This window comes from Aneurinibacillus sp. XH2, from assembly GCF_001439585.2.
Taxonomy (GTDB): domain Bacteria; phylum Bacillota; class Bacilli; order Aneurinibacillales; family Aneurinibacillaceae; genus Aneurinibacillus; species Aneurinibacillus thermoaerophilus.
Window position 1 is genome coordinate 147,574 of record NZ_CP014140.1, and the last position, 19,927, is coordinate 167,500.

Consider the following 19,927-nt stretch of genomic DNA (forward strand, 5'->3'; position numbering starts at 1 on the left):
GACGTGCGCCGCTATGACACAGGTCATGTTAAAACAGGTTACCAAGCAGTATGAAAGCCAGACAGTTATTGAAAGGCTCAATCTCACAATTCCCGATGGTTCATTTACAGTGCTGGTTGGTCCTTCCGGGTGTGGAAAGTCGACGACGTTGCGTATGATTGCCGGTTTGGAGAGCGTAACGTCGGGAGAAATTTGGATCGGCGATCAAATGGTAAACGATGTGTCGCCCGGCAAGCGGGATATCGCCATGGTTTTTCAAAATTATGCGTTATATCCGACCATGAGCGTGTTTGACAATATCGGCTTTGGTCTTCGCAATCGCGGCGTGTCTCGTACAGAAACAAAAAAGCTGGTTGAAGAAATCGCTGAAGTAGTTGGTTTGACTGAGTATTTAAAGCGCAAACCGTCCCAGCTATCCGGTGGACAGCGGCAGCGAGTTGCGTTGGCGCGGGCGATGGTGAAAAAGCCGAAAGTGTTTTTGATGGATGAACCTTTATCCAATCTGGATGCTAAGCTGCGCCACCAGATGCGCGTAGAATTAACAGCGTTGCATAAGCAAATGGGCACCACGTTTGTTTATGTCACGCACGATCAGGTGGAAGCCATGACGATGGGCGATCAGATTGTCGTTATGAATCAAGGGAAGATCCAGCAGGTGGCTTCACCTATCGATTTATATTCGATGCCGGAAAATTTGTTTGTAGCCCAGTTTATCGGTTCGCCACCTATGAATATTGTGAAAATTCGCAACCATCCTTTCTGCGTGGTTGGTTTTCGTCCGGAAAAAGCAAAAATCGATGTTCAGAACAGGAACGGGCAGGCGACCGTGCTAGATATAGGCTTAACGTTTGAAGGAACGCTCGTTTCGCGTGAGATTCTCGGTTCGGAAATGCTGTATTATGTTCAGGTTAATCAGGAGCGTATTGTAGTGAAAGGGAGCGCGGAGAGCATTATCGAGCTCGGTACAAGTGTGAGAGTATCGGTTGAAGCCAAGCATTTATACTTCTTCCATAAAGAAACCGGTATACGGATGACTGGAGAACAAGTGCGGGGAATTAGAAATGCCCTTGTTGGAGGGATTGCATAGATGCAAAATGAAGCGGTAGCAAAACCGAAAGTTTGGAAGTCGACGGTTCGGGTATTGTCTCCGGTGCGGCAATGGGAAAGATGGTGGCCTTATGTATATTTGACACCTGCCTTTCTGTTTTTTGTAATTTTTTTCTTTTATCCGATTGGCTACATGATCTATTTGAGTTTTCACGACTGGTCGCTATTGAATTTGGAAGAAAAAGAATGGGTAGGATTGGCGAATTTTCAGGACTTGTTTCAGGAGAAAGACTTTCATCAGGTTATTGTAAACACGGCGGTGTTCACTGCGCTTACGGTGATACTCGGGCTTGGGCTTGCCTTTTTGCTGGCATTATGGCTGAACAGGAAAGCGAAAATATACGGCGTGATTCAGGGTGCGATTTTTAGCCCGCATATTATTTCGCTTGTGTCAATTTCCATGCTGTGGATGTGGATGATGGATCCGCAGTATGGACTGTTAAATGCGATGCTGAAAGCGGTAGGGTTGCCTGCTTATACATGGTTGAGCGATACGAAGAGCGCGCTTTTGTCCCTTGTCCTTGTTAGCGTATGGAAAATAGTCGGCTATAACACGATCGTGTTTATCGCCGGTCTGCAAAGCATTCCGAAAGATATTTATGAAGCGGCAGCCCTTGACCGTTCTTCGCGCTTGCAGACGCTGCGGAGAATTACGATTCCGATGCTTTCGCCAACAATTTTCTTCTTGTTCATCATTAACACGATTTCTTCATTTCAGGCGTTTGATACGATCGCTATTATGACGCAGGGAGGACCGGTGAACAGCACGAACATGCTTGTGTTTTATATTTATGAGCAGGGGATGGATTTCTTCAATGGTGGTCTCGCTTCGGCTGCTTCTGTCGTCTTGCTCTTGCTTGTCGGGTTGTTAACATTGCTTCATTTTGCTTTTATGTCCCGGCGGGTTCATTATCGGTAAACCCGGAGGAAAGGGGAGCATAGGGTGTATTCTCTTGGTCTTTATATGCGGAAAATGATTGAATGGATACTTTTGCTTGCAATCGCGCTTGTTTTTGTTTTTCCTTTTCTTTGGATGGCGCTGACCGCTTTTAAAACGTTGCCGGAAGTGTTCCGGTTTCCACCGTCATTTCTGCCGGAGAAATGGCAATTTGTGAACTTTTCCATTGCCTGGAAGTCGGGTCCGTTTCTTACTTATCTGGTAAATAGCCTAATTGTTACGCTTACGATTCTCATCTTTCAGCTATTAACCGCTGTACCGGCCGCCTATGCGTTTGCTAGGTATCGGTTTAAAGGGCGCAACATGTTGTTTGGCCTGACGCTTATTGCGCTCATGATTCCGCCGCAGGTAATTTTTTTACCTATTTATGTGTTTATGAGTGAATGGGACCTTGTAAATACACTTTGGTCGCTCATTCTTCCATATGGGGCGAGCGCATTTGGTATTTTTCTGTTGCGCCAGTCGTTTATGCAGGTGCCGGATGAAATTATTGAAGCAGCCCGTTTGGATAACGCCAGTGAATGGAAAATCATGTGGACAATTATGGTGCCGATGGCTAAGCCGGTGCTTGTTACATTCGGATTGTTTAGCTTCATCTATCACTGGAACGATTATTTTTGGCCGCTCATTATGACCAATAGCGAACAGGCGCGCACGTTGCCCGTCGGCATTTCCATGTTGAAATCGACCGAAGGAGACACCCTGTGGCATATCATTATGGCTGGCAATATGATTCTAGTGATTCCGATTCTTGTTATTTTCTTTTTTGCACAACGCCATATCATTAGCGCGTTTGTATATCAATCCAAATAACTTTACGAATCCGGGAGGAAGTCAGGTATGAAAAAAAGGTGGGCCAGTATTTTTCTGATGTTGCTGTTAAGTATGTCGCTTATACTTGCGGGCTGTTCGGGACAAACTGCTTCAAAAACGGATGGCTCGGCGGAAGGGGAACAGGCTGCCGGTTCCGGTGAAGGCAAACCGGTGGAGATTGATTTCTGGTATGCTCTGGGAGGCAAAAACGGCAAAGTCATTGAAGAGATGGTAAAAGAATTTAACGCTACTCACAAAAATATTGTAGTCAAACCCGCTTACCAAGGGGATTACTATCAAAACCATGCCAAAGTGCTTTCCGCGGTAGCCGCGGGTAACCAGCCTGATGTAACGATGGTAGAAATCGCGTCCGTGGGCGCGTTTGCCGATGCGAAGGTACTGGAAGACTTGACGCCGTACACACAGGGGGTGGAGAAGAAATACATTCCGGGCCTGATGGGGAATTCTTACTGGAAAGATAAGCTGTATGCGATTCCGTTTAACCGTTCGACTCCTCTTTTGTATGTGAACCGTGATATGTTGAAAGCAGCGAACCTTGATCCGTCTGGTCCGAAGACATGGGATGAGCTGGTGAAATACGCGCGTGCTCTCACGAAGAAGGAAGGCGATAAAACAAAGACGTACGGTTTTTCCACTCCGATTGATATTTGGTTCTATGAAGCGTTGGTATTCCAGAACGGAGGCAATATTCTAAGCGAAGATGGCAAAAAGCTTACCATTAACAATGAAGCTGGGAAAGCGCCGCTAAAGCTTTGGAGCGACATGGTGAAAGAAGGAATTATGAAAAATCCTCCGGGAGAAAAGTACAATGCATGGGATGTAGCGAAACAGGATTTCTTAAACAAGCAAGTAGGCATGATTTTTACTTCTACAGGCGATTTGCAAACATTAAAATCCAGCGCTTCGTTTGATGTAGGGGCGGCATTCCTGCCGGCGGCCAAGAGCTACGGCGTGCCCACGGGTGGCGCTAACTTGGTCATGCTGGCGAAATCTTCGGATGAAGAGAAGAAAGCCGCCTGGGAGTTTATCAAGTGGATGAGCGATACACCACAGACGATTAAATGGTCGCTTGCTTCCGGTTATATGCCGGTAACAACGGAAGCGGTGCAATCGCCGGAAATGCAAGAAGCATACAAAAAAGACCCGAATCTGAAAGTAGCAGTCGATCAGCTTGAATATGCGAAGCCGCGTCCGATGGTGCCGGGATACAAAGAGTTGCAAGAGATTATTATGAGCGAACTTCAGCGCGCCATGCTCGGACAAGCAACCGTTGATGAAGCGCTAGAGACGGCTGTGAAGAAAGCACAAAAAACGCTGAAGAAATAAAATGACTAAATGATGCGTAAATACAGGATGGGGAGAGCGAACGAACCCTCCCTATCCTGTATCTATCATTTTGGGTATTTTGATGTTTATATCATAGTAAAAGAAGAGAGGAGAAGAACAAATGAATGTTTGTATTGCTCATCGGGGTTGGTCAGGAAAAGCACCGGAAAATACGATGGCAGCTGTCCGTCTCGCGCTGCAGTATCCTGATATTCAAGCAATTGAAATTGACGTGCAGCTTTCAAAAGACGGGGTACCTGTGCTGATGCATGACTTTGTGTTAGGACGTACAGTAAAAGCTGGGGGTTCGGTTAAAGATTATACATGGGAAGAACTAAAGCAGATGGATGCTGGTCTATGGTTTGACGAATCTTTTAAAGGCGAGCATATTCCTTCGCTCGAGGAGGTGCTTACGGAAGTCCGTGGTAAATTAGAGATAAATATTGAGCTGAAGGCTGCCGGTGATAGATATCCAGGATTGGAAGAAAAAGTGGTAGAGCTTATCTATAAATACGGAATGGAACAGGAAGTGTATATTACTTCTTTTGATCATGACGCAATTAAGCGGGTTCATGCGCTTGCTCCCGCTTTGAAAAAAGGATTGATTTTCGGGGGCAAACCAAGGCTGATACGCGAGCAGCTCGCGGAAACCGGCGCGACTATTCTTTCGATGCCGTATCCGTATGTAACGAAAGATTTCGTAATAGAAATGATTGAAGCAGGATATACCGTCATTGCCTGGACGGTAGATGAACCGGATGACATTCAACATTTGTTAGGATTTCATCCGCAGTTACAGATTTGCACCAATCATCCAGAACGTATGATTGCCTTGAAAAAAACGACGGCCAATTAAAAGAAGCTCTGCGTAGTTTGGACAGAGTCTTAGATTGTTGACAAATATGCCTCTTCTTCCTGGGATTCATTGATTTTCCGCAAGGATGTATTATTTGTCCATACTGCTTCGGTAAAAGCGGCGTCTGCAAAACATCTAATCTGTTTGGAGATGGAGACAGTTGCAGTCGATGTTTTGCGTTTGCTTTCAGCAGTGCTAGGAGGAAAATCAAAAGGGTGTACAGGAAGAAGAGGCGTGTTGTTTATCAATACTTTATCAAAGCTATAAAACATACATAAATAAGAACCAACCTCTCGGAGTTCTGTATCGTTTGCCCCCATTTTTATAAACTTTTATCTTGTAATTCTTCGCGTGACTGCTATAATCTTATATGTGTATTTCGTATAGAAAATATTTGTGAAAGAAATATTTTTATGTGAAAGGAGCCAGACATGCAGAACGCGTCCAAGCAAATTCGTCTACTACTTCGTCAGATTAATCAGATGACCTTTGAGCTTTTGTCGCGCGAAATAGCGGCTTTTAATATAACGGGACCGCAGTTTCTTGTTTTGCGTTGCCTGAAAGATGAGCCGCAGCGTATTTCTGATATTAGTCGGCAACTTTGCCTGTCGAACAGCACGGTCTCTGGTATCGTAGATCGTTTGGAGGAGAACGGATATGTTCGTAGGGTACGGGATGAGAAAGATCGTCGCGTTGTCTGGGTGTTCTTTTCGGAAAAGGTAAAAGCTCTTTGTAGAGAAGTTCCTGCGCTTCGGGACGACTATTTTGACGGAATATTTGCAGGGGTTTCGGAAGACGAGATAAAAAATATTGTTAACGCTCTACAATTATTGGCTGATCGCCTAAAAGAGAAAATAAAAGAAAAAAAATAAAAATTTTTGCAAGGATATTTCGCATCCAAAATATTAGAAAGAGAAATCAAAAGGAAAGAGGGAAAAAAATGAAGCGAAAGATGTTACTATGGATTCTTCTTTTAGCAATGTTGATCAGTGGGGGCGGTATCGGTTATTACTACTGGTACCAGGGAACACACTATGTTAAAACAGAAGATGCGCGCATTCAGGGAGACCAGTATCGAATTATGCCGCAAATTGCCGGGGAAATAATGCGGATTCATGTCGAAGAAGGAGATGTTGTACAAGAAAATGACGCCATTGCGGAGCAAGATCCTGCGAATATGGACCCCAGTATGGTAAGTCGCTCCGTGTTGCGCGCACCGATTAGCGGTGTAGTTGTTAAGGTTTTCGCCAAAGAGCATGAGATGGGAGCTCCCGGCCAGCCAGTAGCGGTGATGATGGATTTCAAACATCTTTATGTATCAGCTAATATTGAGGAAACAGATATCTCTAAAATACATCCTGGACAAAAGGTGGACATTACGCTTGATGCGGCAAATGGCAAAACGATTACAGGAAAAGTAAGAAAAATAGGGAAGGCTTCAAACTCCACATTTGCTTTAATTCCCGCGACGAACGCAAGCGGTAATTTCAATAAAGTAACACAGCGAATTCCGGTTGAAATCAGTATTGATAAGCCTGATGCCGTAGAACTCATACCGGGAACGAACGTGGAGATCAAAGTTCATATTACATAACGGGGAGGGGGAATAAATGTGAGTACGCAGGGTTCTGCCGCTCCTTCAGCCGAATCATCCGGTACGAATTGGGTTGCTTTTATTGCCATTATTGTTGCGGCGTTCGTTGCTATTTTGAACAATAGTCTCATTAATGTGGCCATTCCTAAGTTGACGAACGATCTCGGTTCGACGACAGAACGAATCCAATGGGTATTAACAGGCTATATGCTGGCGTCCGGTGTGATCATTCCGATTAGCGGATATATGGGAGACAGGCTTGGCTACAAGAAGTTTTTTATCATTTCGCTAAGCGTGTTTACCGCCGGAACATTGTTTTGCGCACTGGCCTGGAGCGATACGTCATTAATTGCTGGACGTGTGATTGCAGGACTTGGCGGCGGTGTGATTATGCCGCTTAGCATGTCGATCATTTATAAAATCATTCCGCGTAACCAAATTGGCATGGCGCTTGGACTGTGGGGGATTTCCGCCATGGTAGCTCCTGCGGTCGGCCCGACATTGAGTGGATATTTAATCGAGTGGTTCAATTGGCGCTCTTTATTCATTGTTAATATTCCAGTGGCGCTTCTGGCGATTTTTCTCATATCTGTTTTGTTACAGGAGACAGAAAAAGTCGAAGGCAAATCCTTTGATACGCTCGGTTTTGTACTTACAGCGATTTCAGCAGGAACACTGCTATATGCGCTCAGTAACGGTCAGACGAAAGGTTGGACTTCATTTGAAATTGTGGCTTTGATGTTTATTTCTTTTTGGGCGCTTGTCTTCTTACTGTGGGTTGAGACCGGAAAAGAAGATCCGATCATCGATTTAAGTTTATTTAAAAATTTTACGTATACGCTGAGTGTAATTTCTGCTAGCCTTGTAACTATCGGATTATTTGGCGGCGTGTTTTTGACCCCAATTTTCCTGCAAAACATTCAGGGGATATCCGCTATTGATACAGGAATTTTGCTCATTCCACAATCGATCGCGATGGCGGTCATGATGCCTATAGCCGGAAAATTATTTGATAAAGTCGGAGTCATTCCCTTAGGATTTGTCGGTCTTACGATTTTGAGCGTAATGACGTACGAGCTTCATCGTTTAACTGTCAACACGCCGCAAGAATGGCTTGAGACTGTGCTTACCATTCGCGGCATTGGCATTGGGCTTTGTATGATGCCGCTTTCCACTGCCGGAATGAATGCCGTAGCTCCGCATCAGGTTGGGAATGCATCCGCAGTTTCCAATCTTATTAGGCAAGTAGCGGCTTCACTTGGAATTGCGGTATTGACAGCTATTATGCAACATAAAGCAGCCGAGCATGCCGAGCATATTACCGAATCTATCAATACGGTAGCGTTTCAAACCGCACAGGAAAGCCTCGGTGTAAATAGTATTCCGACACTTGTAGGGATTATACAGCGTGAAGCGACAGCGTGGAGTATTGCTGATACGTTTTTGATTTCTTCTATACCTCTGTTTATTGCTATTCCGCTTGTATTTTTGTTTAAACAAAAAAAGAAGTTGCCACAGGCGCAGATGACAAAACAAGGATAACAAAGAAAGGGAGAAGGGATGAAAAAAATGAGACGAACAAAGGCAGTAGCCTGCCTGTTGCTTGGAGCGTTCGCGCTGGCGGGATGCACAACCAGCGCGAAAGAAGCTGTAAGCCCGGAAACCGTAGTCCCGGTGAAAGTGGCGCAAGCGCAGGAAGGTGTGCTTGGTACAGGAGAGATATTCACAGGTACTGTGCTTCCGGAGCAGCAAGTTAATATCGTACCGAAAATCGCGGGGAAAATTGCTGAGATGCCGGTAGAACTTGGCATGCGGGTCAAAAAGGGCCAGGTACTGTTTAAATTGGAAGATAAAGAGTTACGAAACGCTGTACGGAAAGCGGAAGCTGCTGTATCAGCGGCGGAAGCAGGGATTCAAACGGCGGAGATGGCGCAAAAATCAGGTGTGGTTCAGGCAACAGGCGGTGCTGTACAGTCGAAAAACGGAATGTTACAGGCGAAAAACGGCATGATTCAGGCGCAGGGAGCTGTTACACAGGCTAAAAGTGCGTTGGAGCAGACCGCTAACGCGGTAAAAGATGCGGACGCTTCGTTCATTAAAGCAGAGCAAGCTCTGCATGATGCGAAGGCAAACCGTGACCGCATTGCTCAATTGTTCGAACAAGGGGCTGTATCCAAAGCGCAGCTGGAACAAGCGGAAACATCGCTTGTCAATGCGGAAGCGGCGCATCGGAGCGCAGAAATTGCACGCGCGAATGCTAGAGAGAAATTGGGAGCAGCCCAAAAAGCGCTGGCCACTGCGCAGAAGGCATATGACAATGCAACAGCAAGTTATCAAAATGCAATCAGCGGCTATGAAAATGCCCAAAAACAGGTTGATGTAGCGCAAAGTGAAGCGGGAATTGAAGCAAGCCGTCAGGCGTTGAAGCAGGCGCAAGTCGCGGCTGCTTCAGCACGCGACATGCTTGACGACGCGACTGTCGTTTCGCCGATCGACGGAATTATCGGTGCGAAAAAAGCAGAAATCGGTGAGATGGTCTCCCCGCAGGCGCCTGTGCTTGTCGTGGCCAATCTGTCCGAAGTTCGGATTCTGACATATTTCCCGGCTGATCAGATAAACCGTATACAGCCGGGAAGCCAGGTTCAGGTAAAGGCAAAGGCGTTTAATTTCCAAACGATAGGCACGGTGAAGAATATTAGCCCACTTGATGAAAAAGGAAAAGGATATCCTGTAGAGATTACGGTACCGAATCCGGATGTGAAGCTGAAAGCGGGCATGCTCGCTGACGTTCGCTTAATTGCTCCCGGCTCGCAAAAAGGCATTGTTATCCCATCCTCTGCTATTGTAAAAGAAAATGGAAAAACCTATGTGTACGTAGCAGAAGGCGATAAGGCAAAACGAGTGGAAGTGAAGGAAGGGGCTGAAAAGGGAGCGGAAGCGCTGATTACGTCCGGTTTACGGAAAAATGACACAGTGATCGTTAATAATGTGGCGCTTTTGGCCGATCAAACCAAAATTGAAATACAGCATTAAATATGTAAAAAGACCCAATCTTTTCCTTGCGGATTGGGTCTTTTTATTTGTATTAATATTCTATTTACAACATTTTTATACAAAAATATAATAGAGTCATATTTTGAGAGGGGTAGGAGGGGGAAAGATGATCAAAAAGCAATTTGTTCTTCTATGTTGTTTGATACTTGTATTTATTTCGTTTGTTCCGCTGGCAACGGCAAAATCGAAGACAGAACCAGGTACTATCGCTGCCGATCATATCTTTAACCTGGCGACGCAAATTGTCGATAGGGTAGCTGGCACGGAAGATGAGAAGCGGGCGGCACAGTATATTGTAGAAGTGTTGAGAAAGTTAGGCTTGCATCCAGAAATTCAAACATTTACAACAACGAACAGAAGCGGGGGAAACGATTGTTTCGCAGAATATTATTGCGAAAAAAATAGGGGAATCAGATAGGCAAATCATTGTAGGAGCTCACTACGATACGGTAAAAGGCGTACAGGGAGTCGATGATAATGGTTCCGGCGTGGGCGTAATATTGGAAGCCATTGAGAGTTTTCAACATAAGAAAATGCCTTACACGCTAACGTTTGTTTTCTTCGGGGCTGAAGAAATCGGCACGAAAGGTTCTGAGTATTACACTTCTCAAATGACTCCGAAAGAAATACAAAATACGGTAGCCATGGTGAATTTGGATAGTTTGATCGCTGGGGATAAGATGTATGTATACGGGGATGAAGGCGAAGACGGTTGGGTGCGCGATCAGGCGCTGGACCTTGCAAAGAAAAAGAAACTGAACGTGGAAACCAATCCGGGTCTTAATCCTGAATATCCGAAAGGTTCGACGGGTGATTGGAGCGACCATGCGGCATTTAAGAAACTAGGAATCCCGTTCGCTTATTTTGAAGCGACAAACTGGGCGCTGGGTGATCAGGATGGTTATGTTCAAACGGAAAAGCATGGGGCTATATGGCATAATCCTGAGAAAGATAGTTTGAATTTTATCCGTTCACAGTTCCCAGGTAGAATGGAGGAGCGTCTGCACACATTTTCGATTCTCTTAATCGAGTTGCTCACGCATATAAAAGAACCGAAAAAATAATGTGAGACAGTGTGGGAAAAGATTAGCAAGCGTAGGTGTAAAAAGTTTTGTGTGTAAACATTGACTATTTTCTGACATATTTATATATTAGTATAGTAGCAGATCGTTATAGTTAGTGAGTGGTGAAGACGTGTCTTTACGTATTGAGCATCGCATCGGCAAGATGGCAATGCAGTTGGCGTTGCTGGAAGAAGACGAGTTTGAAGCAGAAGATTTTTCCCTTGCCAGGTTAGAGAAGTTAGGTTATCAGTATTGTAGGGGAAAAGTTGGTTCTATGGACGCTCATAAAGTGGTGGCCGCTATTGAAACTGCCGCCAAAAAGGAGCAGATTATCGACGGCTCGTTTTACCGTGAGGCACATGCGCTATACCATGCCATCATCGAAGCGATGCAGGGCGTTACCCGTGGCCAGGTCCAGCTTGGCACTGTACTTCGGACTGTAGGATTAAATTTTGCGATTGTACGGGGATGTCCGTATGATAGTGAGCGAGAAGGTGAGTGGATCGCCGTGGCGCTGTACGGCACGATCGGTGCACCGGTTCGCGGACTGGAGCACGAGACGCTGGGACTTGGAATCAATCACATTTGAATAAGAATTTAGAAAGCCCATAGCAAACAGATAATAGGGGGCTGCATATTGCTTAAGAAGCGGTTTTATCGCTTTATTTAGGCATATGTGGCTCCCTTTTTGTTTATTTTGAAAAGGAGAGTGAAGCGTATGGTCAAATTGAACGGCTATTCTTTAACACTAGCCCAGGCGCAACGTATTCTGTATGAGTTTGAACAGGTAGAAGTGTCGCCGGAAAGCTTGCAGCGGGTGGAAGCGAGTCGACGTGCGGTGGAAAAAATCGTGGCAGAAAATAAAATTGCCTATGGTATTAACACGGGATTTGGCAAGTTAAGCGACGTGTTGATTGATCCGAAAAATGTGGAGAAATTGCAGCTAAATCTCATTCGTAGCCATGCGTGTGGAACTGGCGAACCATTTCCGGAAGTGGTATCACGGGCGATGCTCTTGCTGCGGGCGAACGCACTTTTAAAGGGGTACTCTGGCGTGCGTCGGGAAGTGATTGACAGCTTGCTTGCCTTTCTCAACCGTAGAATCCATCCGGTTATTCCACAACAAGGTTCGCTTGGCGCGAGCGGCGACCTGGCTCCATTATCCCATTTGGCACTTGCGCTCATTGGGGAAGGTGACGTGTTTTACAAAGGGCAAATCGTTCCCGCTTCCGTAGCCCTTAAGGCAGAAAACATTCAGCCGCTTGTTTTGACAGCCAAAGAAGGGCTGGCGCTAATTAATGGAACGCAAGCTATGACGGCCATGGGTATAGTTGCTTATCTCGAAGCGGAACAGCTTGCCTATCAGGTGGAACTTATTGCCGCCGTAACGATGGAAGGACTGCGTGGTATCATGGACGCGTTTGCCGAAGAAGTGCATGTCGCGCGTGGGTATCCGGAACAGGTAGCGGTTGCGGCGCGGATGCGTGACTATCTTGCGGATAGCAAACTAACGACAAGACAAGGTCAATTGCGCGTGCAGGATGCGTATTCATTGCGCTGCATCCCACAGGTTCACGGCGCTTCTTGGCAGGTGCTTGGGTATGTGAAAGAAAAGTTAGAAATTGAAATGAACGCCGCCACGGACAATCCGCTCGTCTTTCAAGACGGGGAGCAGGTGATTTCTGGAGGGAACTTTCATGGGCAACCGATTGCGCTGGCGATGGATTTTCTAAAAATGGCTGTCGCGGAGCTGGCTAATATTTCCGAACGCCGGATTGAGCGGATGGTTAATCCACAATTAAGCGGCTTGCCAGCTTTTTTAAGTCCGCAACCCGGACTGCAATCAGGTGCGATGATTTTGCAATACTGTGCTGCTTCACTTGTTTCGGAAAACAAAACGCTGGCACACCCGGCGAGCGTCGATTCTATTCCGTCTTCGGCCAACCAGGAAGATCATGTTAGTATGGGGACAATTGCAGCACGCCATGCTTATCAGATTATACAAAACTGCCGCCGGGTGCTTGCGATTGAATTAATCTGCGCATTGCAGGCAGCCGAATATCATGGGGTTGAGAAGATGGCAACGAAAACCAGAAAATTTCATGCCATGGCCCGCGCAGTTACGGCGCCAATTAGTGAAGATCGCGTATTTGCGCAAGACATCGAAGCAGTGACTAATTTTTTGCTTCAGACACCCGTACAAACTATGGTGGGAACGACATTTTTTATATAAGTAGCGAGAAGTCTCCTTCCTCTATAGGTGGGGGATGAATCGCTTTTTCTCTTGTATTTATGTTCTTTGTTTATCTATAAATTAAAAAATTAAGGATATTGAAGTCTATTTTCCTAAATATTAAGGGTCTAAATGATGAATGTTAATTAATTAATAAAATATTTGCAATTATCAATTAATTATAGTATGATCAAATTAGGACAGCCAATATTATCCAACATAAACTAGGAGTTTACGGAGGTACATAGTGATCGAGTTTCGCCATGTAGATAAGTACTATGGCAATTTTCATGTGCTGCGGGATATTAACTTGAAGATTTCCGAAGGGGAAGTGGTTGTGATTATTGGTCCTTCCGGATCAGGAAAGTCGACGTTGCTTCGCTGCATCAATCATTTGGAGAAAATCTCAAGTGGGGAGCTCATTGTTGATAACGTAAATGTTCATGACAAAAAAACAAATCTAAATGCGTTGCGGCAGGAAATTGGCATGGTATTTCAGCACTTTAATTTGTATCCGCACATGACTGTGTTGGAGAATATTACGCTTGCTCCGATGAAGGTGCGCAAAATTTCGCGTGAAGAAGCAGAAAAGACGGCCCGTTATTACTTGGAGAAGGTTGGGCTTTTACACAAAGCGGATGCTTACCCTTCAGCCCTTTCTGGCGGTCAGCAGCAGCGGGTGGCAATCGCGCGGGGACTTGCAATGCAGCCGAAGATTATGCTGTTTGATGAACCGACATCCGCGCTTGACCCGGAAATGATCGGCGAAGTGCTGGAAGTGATGAAAAGCTTGGCAAGAGAGGGCATGACTATGGTAGTCGTGACCCACGAAATGGGATTCGCCAAGGAAGTAGCCGATCGTGTGGTGTTTATGGATCACGGGCAAATTGTAGAAGTTGGCGAGCCGAAAGAGTTCTTCGCAAATCCGAAGGAAGAACGAGCGCGCATCTTCTTGAGTCGCCTGTTGAACCATTAATTTATGCAATTTATAAAGGGGGTTTTACATGGTGAAGCAAAAAATATCGATTTTAAGCCTTATTTTTATGCTGGTCATGTCTGTTATGCTTGCGGCTTGCGGCGGTAAGCAGGAAGCGGGCAAACCAGCGGATGCGGGTTCGGCGGCAAGCGACGGGAGCGCAGAAAAAAGCGCAGTAGCCGCGGCGAAAGAACGTGGCAAGCTGATCGTAGGTGTAAAGTATGACACGAACCTGTTCGGCAAGAAAGATCCGGTTGATGGTCAAGTAAAAGGATTTGATATTGACATAGCGAAAGCGCTAGCAAAAAAAATCATGGGTGATGAGACGAAGATTGAACTGAAAGAAGTAACGTCTAAGACGCGTATTCCAATGCTGAAAAATGGTGATATTGATGCGATTATCGCGACTATGACCATTACGGAAGAACGTAAGAAAACGGTTGACTTCTCCGATGTGTATTTTGAAGCAGGCCAGTCCTTGCTCGTTCCGAAAAATTCTCCGATTACAGGCATACAGGATTTGAATGGCAAGACGGTTATCGCGGTGAAAGGTTCCACTTCTGCGAAAAATATTCGCCAAAAAGCTCCGCAGGCGAAAGTAGCTGAGTATGAGAATTATGCAGAAGCGTTTACGGCGCTGAAATCGAAAAAAGGCGACGCTCTTACAACGGATAACTCCATTCTGCTTGGTATGCAGAAAGAAGATCCGAATTTCAAACTGGTGGGAGGCCTATTTACGGATGAACCATACGGTATTGCAGTTCGCAAAAGCGACAACGAGATGCTGAAAACGATCAATGAAATGCTCGCGGAACTGAAGTCTTCCGGTGAGTATGACAAGATTTACGAAAAATGGTTTGGCGAAAAGCCGCAGAAAAAATAGGGGAAGAAGGGGCCTGACGGCGCGGTGGCCGCAGGCCCTTTTCATCTTTCCGGAGGAAAGGAACAGAACGTATGCTGCAAACAATATTTGAAATCTTGTCTGAATACCGAACTGAGTATATTAGCGGTCTGATCACAACGTTGAAAGTTAGTTTCATCTCATTGATCGCGAGCTTAGCGTTGGGCACTATGCTCGCCATTTTTTGCATCTCGCCTTTTCGCATTCTGGTTATTATCGGGCGGTGTTATGTTGAATTCATTCGTAATACTCCTTTATTAATTCAAGTATTCTTCTTTTTCTTTGGTTTGCCTTCGCTCGGCATTCAAATTGGCGCATTCACCGCAGGCACACTTGGCCTTACAGTTTACACGGCCGCTTTTATTTCGGAAGCTATCCGAGCCGGAATTCATTCAATTTCGAAAGGCCAAATGGAAGCTGCTCGTGCTTCCGGTCTGACCTATATTCAGGCGATGCGTTACGTTATTTTGCCACAGGCTTTTAGAATTGTTATCCCTCCGCTTGGTAACCAGTTTATTAACCTTGTTAAAAACTCATCTATCCTAGGTGTTATTGCGGGAATGGACTTGATGTATCATGCGGATATTGTCGCTTCCAATACGCTTAATGTTTTCGATACGTATATTCTTGTCGGCTTTTTCTATCTAACCATTACGGTACCACTTTCTATTCTGGTGAATTGGTTGGAGCGTCGCCTGAAGCATGCCTGAATGTAGTGGAGAGGAAAAGGAGTGAAGTTTATGGATTTTGCTGGTGCGTACAGTTGGCCGAATTTGCGTTATTTGCTGGAAGGATTTCTGGTAACGCTTGAAGTAGCAGCGCTGGCAATTTTGCTTTCATTTGTGATTGCAATTATTGTGGCGATTATTCGATATACAAAAATCCCGGTGTTATCGCAACTGTTATTTGTATGGGTGGAAATGATTAGGAATCTGCCATTGCTTTTAATTATTTTCTTTGTATATTTTGCCTTGCGTGATGTCGGAATTAAACTGGGGGTATTCAGCGCGGCAGTAGTAGGGCTAACAATTTTCGAATCGGCGATGATTTCCGAGGTTGTCCGAAGCGGTCTGATGTCGGTGGATAAAGGACAAATTGAGGCTGCGCGTGCGTCTGGTTTAACGTACGGGCAAGCCCTTCGCTACATTATCTTACCACAGGCATTGCGTCGTATGATTCCACCGATCGTTAGTCAGTTTATTTCGCTGTTGAAGGATACTTCGCTGGCAATTATCATTGCTCTTCCGGAATTGATGCACAATGGACAGGTTATTTACAATACTAATTATTCATATGTTATCCCGATTCTGCTGTTAATCGCTTTATTGTATTTCGTCGTTAACTTCAGCCTGTCGCTTATTGCGCGGCGGTTGGAACATTCTCGTTAAGGCAAAAAACGAGGGGATGGATGCACTTGCCCGAAGGGGTGCCGTAGCATCTGTGCCGCCTCGTTTTCTTATGTGTATGTATCCGTTGCAATGCCTGCCCAGGCGTACAGCCCAACTTCGGCAAATAGACGTCAGCGGGCGAGAAATAATAGGAGGCTTATTTAAGTCTGTGTATTGTCAAATGATTCTGGAACAAAAAATTACAGGCCCAGCGCTAGGCCTGTAATTTTTGGATTAGAAACTGTGGAAGCTGGAAACAAGCGTCGAGAATATTTTTATTAAAGTATTTCGTATCTTGCTGGAAAGCATGTTCTACCGGTTTGTCATATACTTTTGATCCCATTGTAAACGTCCACATCCCTCCCGGATATGTCGGGACAACGGCAGTGTACAGTTTGGTTAACGGGAAGAGATCGCTGATATGCTTATATGATTGCTGTAGAACATCAAAGTGGAAAATCGGCGACTGACTTTGGCAAACCATAATGCCATCCTCTTTGAGAGCGCGGTGGATATTTCTATAGAAATCCAACTCAAACAATTGTTTCGCCGGCCCGATCGGATCAGACGAATCCACAATAATAACATCGTAGTGATTTTCAATGTCTTTGACAAAGGCGACGCCATCATTGTAAATAAAACGAACGCGCGGGTCAGAGAGATTCCCGGAAACTTCCTGCAAGTGTTCTTTGCAGAATTTGACTACCAGTTCGTCCAACTCAACCATGTCGATTTGTTCCACATTTTTGTACTTTGTCACTTCGCGCGCTGCGCCACAATCGCCGCCCCCGATAATAAGAACGCGTTTAGGGTTCGGGTGGAAATGCAACGGCACATGGGTAATCATTTCATTGTATATAAACCCGTCAATTGAAGTCGTCTGTACAACGCCGTCAAGCACCAGCATTCTACCGAAATCATATGAGTCAAGGATCATCACATGTTGGAAAGGAGAAGATTCCGAGGCGACGATTTCTTTAATGCGGTAGCTTATTTTCAAATTTTCGCGCTCATCTTCCGTAAGCCATAATACATCATCTTTCTTCTCAATGTAGTTCGGTGTTTGCTTCATTTCTACCTCCTTGTATGATCTTCGCAAAAAAGTAATGTATTTCACATGATGTCATTAATATAAACAAAAAGAGACACAGAGTTCCTTTCCTCAAGGTTTAAGTCCCCGGGAGAAAACAGCAATGTCCCTCTTTTAGGGTATCATAACGGAAAAGCGCAGACAATTCAAAGGTTTTTACTTTTCCTATCATCATAGAGCTTGGTTCGTGTTTTCTTTTCTCGGTTTTGCTTCGGAAGCAAGAAATCGTCGGGTCTCAGCTACAACTACTGCGCTTAATCCAATCAGACCGATAAGATTTGGAATAGCCATTAAGCCGTTAGCAATATCGGAAAACGTCCAGACAATATGAAGCTTAAGCGCCGAACCAAAGGCGATAACGATAATGAAAATAGCTTGGTAATAACATACGGCTTTGCGGCCCAGAAGGTATTCGATACATTTGGTGCCGTAATACGCCCAACCAAGAATCGTGGAGTAAGCGAATAGAATAATCGAAACTGCTAAAATGACGCTTCCGGTACTGCCGAACACGCTACGGAACGCAAGCGTTGTCGCTTCTACGCCTGTTTTGCCCATTTCCCAGACGCCGGTTGTAACAAGCGCTAGTCCGGTAATTGAACAGACGATAATCGTATCAATAAACGTTCCTGTCATTGAAACAAGCGCCTGTTTTGCGGGCGAATCGGTTTTTGCCGCGGCCGCGGCGATTGGAGCGCTGCCAAGACCAGCTTCATTCGAGAAAACGCCGCGTGCAACCCCCATTTGAATCGCTTGGGCTACTGTCGCACCGAGGAAACCTCCAGCAGCCGCTGTACCGTTAAAAGCGCCGGACAAAATGGCAGCGATCGCGTCAGGGACGTGCTCAATATGAACAAGTATGATCACAACTCCTGCTGTAATATAAAAGATAGCCATAAAAGGAACCAGCACGCCTGTTACCTGCCCGATTTTCTGCACGCCGCCGAGAATGACAAAGGCAGTGAGAACGGCAAGTGCAATACCGGTAATGACTGGGGGAACCGAGAAGTTTATTTTTACCGCTTCCGCGACGGAATTAGCCTGCACCATATTGCCGATGCCGAAGGAAGCGCAAATTCCGAAAAGAGAAAATAGCACAGCCAGCCATTTTTTTCCTAGTCCATGTTCCAGATAGTACATGGGACCGCCTGAGTATTCCCCGTTTTTTCCTTTTACTCGGTATTTGACGGCTAGAATGGCTTCTGAGTATTTGGTCGCCATACCGAACAGGGCTGTAAGCCACATCCAAAAAATTGCACCAGGCCCTCCGGTGGTAATTGCCGTGGCTACACCCGCGATGTTTCCTATTCCGATTGTAGCGGCAAGAGCCGTCATAAGCGCTTGGAAATGGTTAATATCCCCTTCTGATGTTTTGTCCTGTTTTCTGCCAAAAGCTAGGCTTAGTGCATATCCAAGTTTCGTGAATTGGAGGCCACGCAGACGCACAGTGAGCAGAAGGCCTGTTCCGGCCAAGAGAATGAGCGTAGGCATTCCCCATACGTATCCGTTGATTTTGTCAAGTAGTTTTGCTAGAGCATCCATTTGCCTTTCCCTTTCCTTTTTAGAAATAAAAAAACCATTTCATCCTGTGGATAAAATGGTCTCTGGAGATATGGCAAGGTAGAGAATAAATGGTGAAAGAACGCCTTTCCATAAAATAAAGTAAAGATTGGCCTTTTTTTCTTTTTTGTAATCCCTGTCCTTTTACCTGAGAGATTATCTGCGCGGTGGCGCAGACTTGCTCCTTCGGTGCCCTTTTTCCTCCGTTTCATTAGTGTGGAAGCGGAGGGGGTCTCTCCAGAGTTTCGTCCCCATACAGTTCTACTTGATCCCAAGACCTGAGAGTTTCGAAGCTTTTGCTTCTTGCCCCGTCGGTAGACAAACCAGTGAATCACGGTTCATCTTCTCCTGCATGGTTCATCCGAAATATATATTTGATTAATAAGTTAAATTATAGGAAATAAAAATGAGAAATCAAGAGGTTAAATGAAATTTAAATTGATTGAAAATATTTTTGGTAAAAGGTTTTAATGGGAGAATGACGGATAAAGAAAATGATAGGTGCTTATATTAAATACAGAAAAAATGTGAGCAGGAGGCAATCACATGGATAATCAACAATCCAGCATACAGACGCAAAACCCGATTTCTCAGGCGCAAAACGCGGTAGAGCAGGCAAAGAATGCTGCGGCTCAGATGCAATCCCACCCTACCCAGCAAGCGCTTGAAGGCGCTCAAAATGCTATTGAACAGGCAGAACGTGCAATCGCACAAGCGAATACAAGCGAAAATCAGCGCGCTGTCGCTGAGATGGTGGAGCAATTGGAGGAAGTACGCAGACGTGTAGCGCAGATGCAGCAGCCACAGAATTAGGAAGGTACAGTATATATAGTTTTGAGGGAAAAAATGGCCTTTTAAAAGCGGCCATTTTTTGGTGCGCTCGGCATGGGGGTCATCTATAGGGTTCAAGTCCTGAATGGCGAAGGCAGTAGTAGCCATTAACTTAAGACAAGGATGTCGACTTCGAGGTCGAATCTGAAGGAAGT

Annotated in this window: 21 protein-coding genes and 1 riboswitch; of the genes, 18 read left to right on the plus strand and 3 right to left on the minus strand. The window is 45.3% G+C overall.

From position 1 onward, the window contains the following. The first annotated feature begins 13 nt into the window (after positions 1–13). From ACH33_RS00725 to ACH33_RS00745, 5 genes are all read left to right on the plus strand, one after another. Positions 14–1,087: an ABC transporter ATP-binding protein gene (locus ACH33_RS00725; RefSeq protein ID WP_057897281.1), complete on the plus strand. Its 1,074-nt coding sequence runs from the start codon at positions 14–16 to the stop codon at positions 1,085–1,087. Then, on the plus strand, positions 1,088–2,026 hold the full coding sequence (locus ACH33_RS00730; protein ID WP_057897282.1) for a carbohydrate ABC transporter permease: 939 nt from the start codon (positions 1,088–1,090) through the stop codon (positions 2,024–2,026). A gap of 45 nt (positions 2,027–2,071) precedes the next feature. Then, positions 2,072–2,878 carry a carbohydrate ABC transporter permease gene (locus tag ACH33_RS00735; RefSeq protein WP_057900195.1) on the plus strand — a complete coding sequence of 269 codons (807 nt, stop codon included), beginning with the start codon at positions 2,072–2,074 and terminating at the stop codon, positions 2,876–2,878. A 27-nt stretch (positions 2,879–2,905) separates the two neighbouring features. Further along, positions 2,906–4,225, plus strand: coding sequence for an ABC transporter substrate-binding protein (locus ACH33_RS00740; protein WP_057897283.1), 1,320 nt, complete (start codon positions 2,906–2,908; stop codon positions 4,223–4,225). Between the two features lie 121 nt (positions 4,226–4,346). Continuing rightward, complete coding sequence (locus ACH33_RS00745) at positions 4,347–5,081, plus strand: glycerophosphodiester phosphodiesterase (protein ID WP_057897284.1); 735 nt, start codon at positions 4,347–4,349, stop codon at positions 5,079–5,081. 29 nt (positions 5,082–5,110) lie between these two features. On the opposite strand, the gene ACH33_RS18960 is transcribed toward ACH33_RS00745, so the two are convergent. Then, positions 5,111–5,401, minus strand: coding sequence for a hypothetical protein (locus tag ACH33_RS18960; protein ID WP_139184955.1), 291 nt, complete (start codon positions 5,399–5,401; stop codon positions 5,111–5,113). Between the two features lie 111 nt (positions 5,402–5,512). Between ACH33_RS18960 and ACH33_RS00750 the strand changes: the two genes are divergently transcribed. The 12 genes from ACH33_RS00750 to ACH33_RS00805 all read left to right on the plus strand — a co-directional run bounded on the left by ACH33_RS00750 (position 5,513) and on the right by ACH33_RS00805 (position 16,291). Further along, positions 5,513–5,953, plus strand: a complete 441-nt coding sequence (locus tag ACH33_RS00750) for a MarR family winged helix-turn-helix transcriptional regulator (RefSeq protein WP_057897285.1) — start codon at positions 5,513–5,515, stop codon at positions 5,951–5,953. A gap of 68 nt (positions 5,954–6,021) precedes the next feature. Beyond that, the gene (locus ACH33_RS00755) at positions 6,022–6,675 is read left to right on the plus strand and encodes an HlyD family secretion protein (RefSeq protein WP_057897286.1); all 654 of its coding nucleotides are present in this window, start codon (positions 6,022–6,024) and stop codon (positions 6,673–6,675) included. 18 nt (positions 6,676–6,693) lie between these two features. Beyond that, complete coding sequence (locus ACH33_RS00760; RefSeq protein WP_057897287.1) at positions 6,694–8,217, plus strand: DHA2 family efflux MFS transporter permease subunit; 1,524 nt, start codon at positions 6,694–6,696, stop codon at positions 8,215–8,217. 27 nt (positions 8,218–8,244) lie between these two features. Further along, on the plus strand, positions 8,245–9,708 hold the full coding sequence (locus ACH33_RS00765; protein WP_236781937.1) for an efflux RND transporter periplasmic adaptor subunit: 1,464 nt from the start codon (positions 8,245–8,247) through the stop codon (positions 9,706–9,708). Between the two features lie 127 nt (positions 9,709–9,835). Continuing rightward, positions 9,836–10,147 carry a hypothetical protein gene (locus tag ACH33_RS18965; RefSeq protein ID WP_057897289.1) on the plus strand — a complete coding sequence of 104 codons (312 nt, stop codon included), beginning with the start codon at positions 9,836–9,838 and terminating at the stop codon, positions 10,145–10,147. A gap of 7 nt (positions 10,148–10,154) precedes the next feature. After that, positions 10,155–10,793, plus strand: coding sequence for a M20/M25/M40 family metallo-hydrolase (locus ACH33_RS18430; protein ID WP_236781996.1), 639 nt, complete (start codon positions 10,155–10,157; stop codon positions 10,791–10,793). 130 nt (positions 10,794–10,923) lie between these two features. Then, complete coding sequence (gene hutP, locus ACH33_RS00780; RefSeq protein ID WP_057900196.1) at positions 10,924–11,382, plus strand: histidine utilization transcription antiterminator HutP; 459 nt, start codon at positions 10,924–10,926, stop codon at positions 11,380–11,382. A 129-nt stretch (positions 11,383–11,511) separates the two neighbouring features. Then, on the plus strand, positions 11,512–13,026 hold the full coding sequence (gene hutH / locus ACH33_RS00785; RefSeq protein WP_057897291.1) for a histidine ammonia-lyase: 1,515 nt from the start codon (positions 11,512–11,514) through the stop codon (positions 13,024–13,026). A gap of 247 nt (positions 13,027–13,273) precedes the next feature. After that, the gene (locus tag ACH33_RS00790) at positions 13,274–14,002 is read left to right on the plus strand and encodes an amino acid ABC transporter ATP-binding protein (RefSeq protein ID WP_057897292.1); all 729 of its coding nucleotides are present in this window, start codon (positions 13,274–13,276) and stop codon (positions 14,000–14,002) included. Between the two features lie 28 nt (positions 14,003–14,030). Continuing rightward, a complete protein-coding gene (locus tag ACH33_RS00795; protein ID WP_057897293.1) occupies positions 14,031–14,885 on the plus strand; it encodes an ABC transporter substrate-binding protein in 855 nt (284 codons plus the stop codon). 71 nt (positions 14,886–14,956) lie between these two features. Continuing rightward, entirely contained in the window at positions 14,957–15,613 is a 657-nt protein-coding gene (locus tag ACH33_RS00800; RefSeq protein WP_057897294.1) for an amino acid ABC transporter permease, read from the plus strand. A 30-nt stretch (positions 15,614–15,643) separates the two neighbouring features. Next, a complete protein-coding gene (locus ACH33_RS00805; RefSeq protein ID WP_057897295.1) occupies positions 15,644–16,291 on the plus strand; it encodes an amino acid ABC transporter permease in 648 nt (215 codons plus the stop codon). 214 nt (positions 16,292–16,505) lie between these two features. Here the strand turns inward: ACH33_RS00805 and speE are convergent, their stop codons facing one another. Next, positions 16,506–17,363, minus strand: a complete 858-nt coding sequence (gene speE / locus ACH33_RS00810; RefSeq protein WP_057897296.1) for a polyamine aminopropyltransferase — start codon at positions 17,361–17,363, stop codon at positions 16,506–16,508. Between the two features lie 189 nt (positions 17,364–17,552). Beyond that, positions 17,553–18,923, minus strand: a complete 1,371-nt coding sequence (locus tag ACH33_RS00815; RefSeq protein WP_057897297.1) for an alanine/glycine:cation symporter family protein — start codon at positions 18,921–18,923, stop codon at positions 17,553–17,555. Positions 18,924–19,067: 144 nt separating this feature from the next. Beyond that, positions 19,068–19,192: riboswitch (glycine riboswitch) on the minus strand. Positions 19,193–19,487: 295 nt separating this feature from the next. Between ACH33_RS00815 and ACH33_RS00820 the strand changes: the two genes are divergently transcribed. Further along, on the plus strand, positions 19,488–19,754 hold the full coding sequence (locus ACH33_RS00820) for a hypothetical protein (protein WP_057897299.1): 267 nt from the start codon (positions 19,488–19,490) through the stop codon (positions 19,752–19,754). The last annotated feature ends 173 nt before the right edge of the window (positions 19,755–19,927 follow it).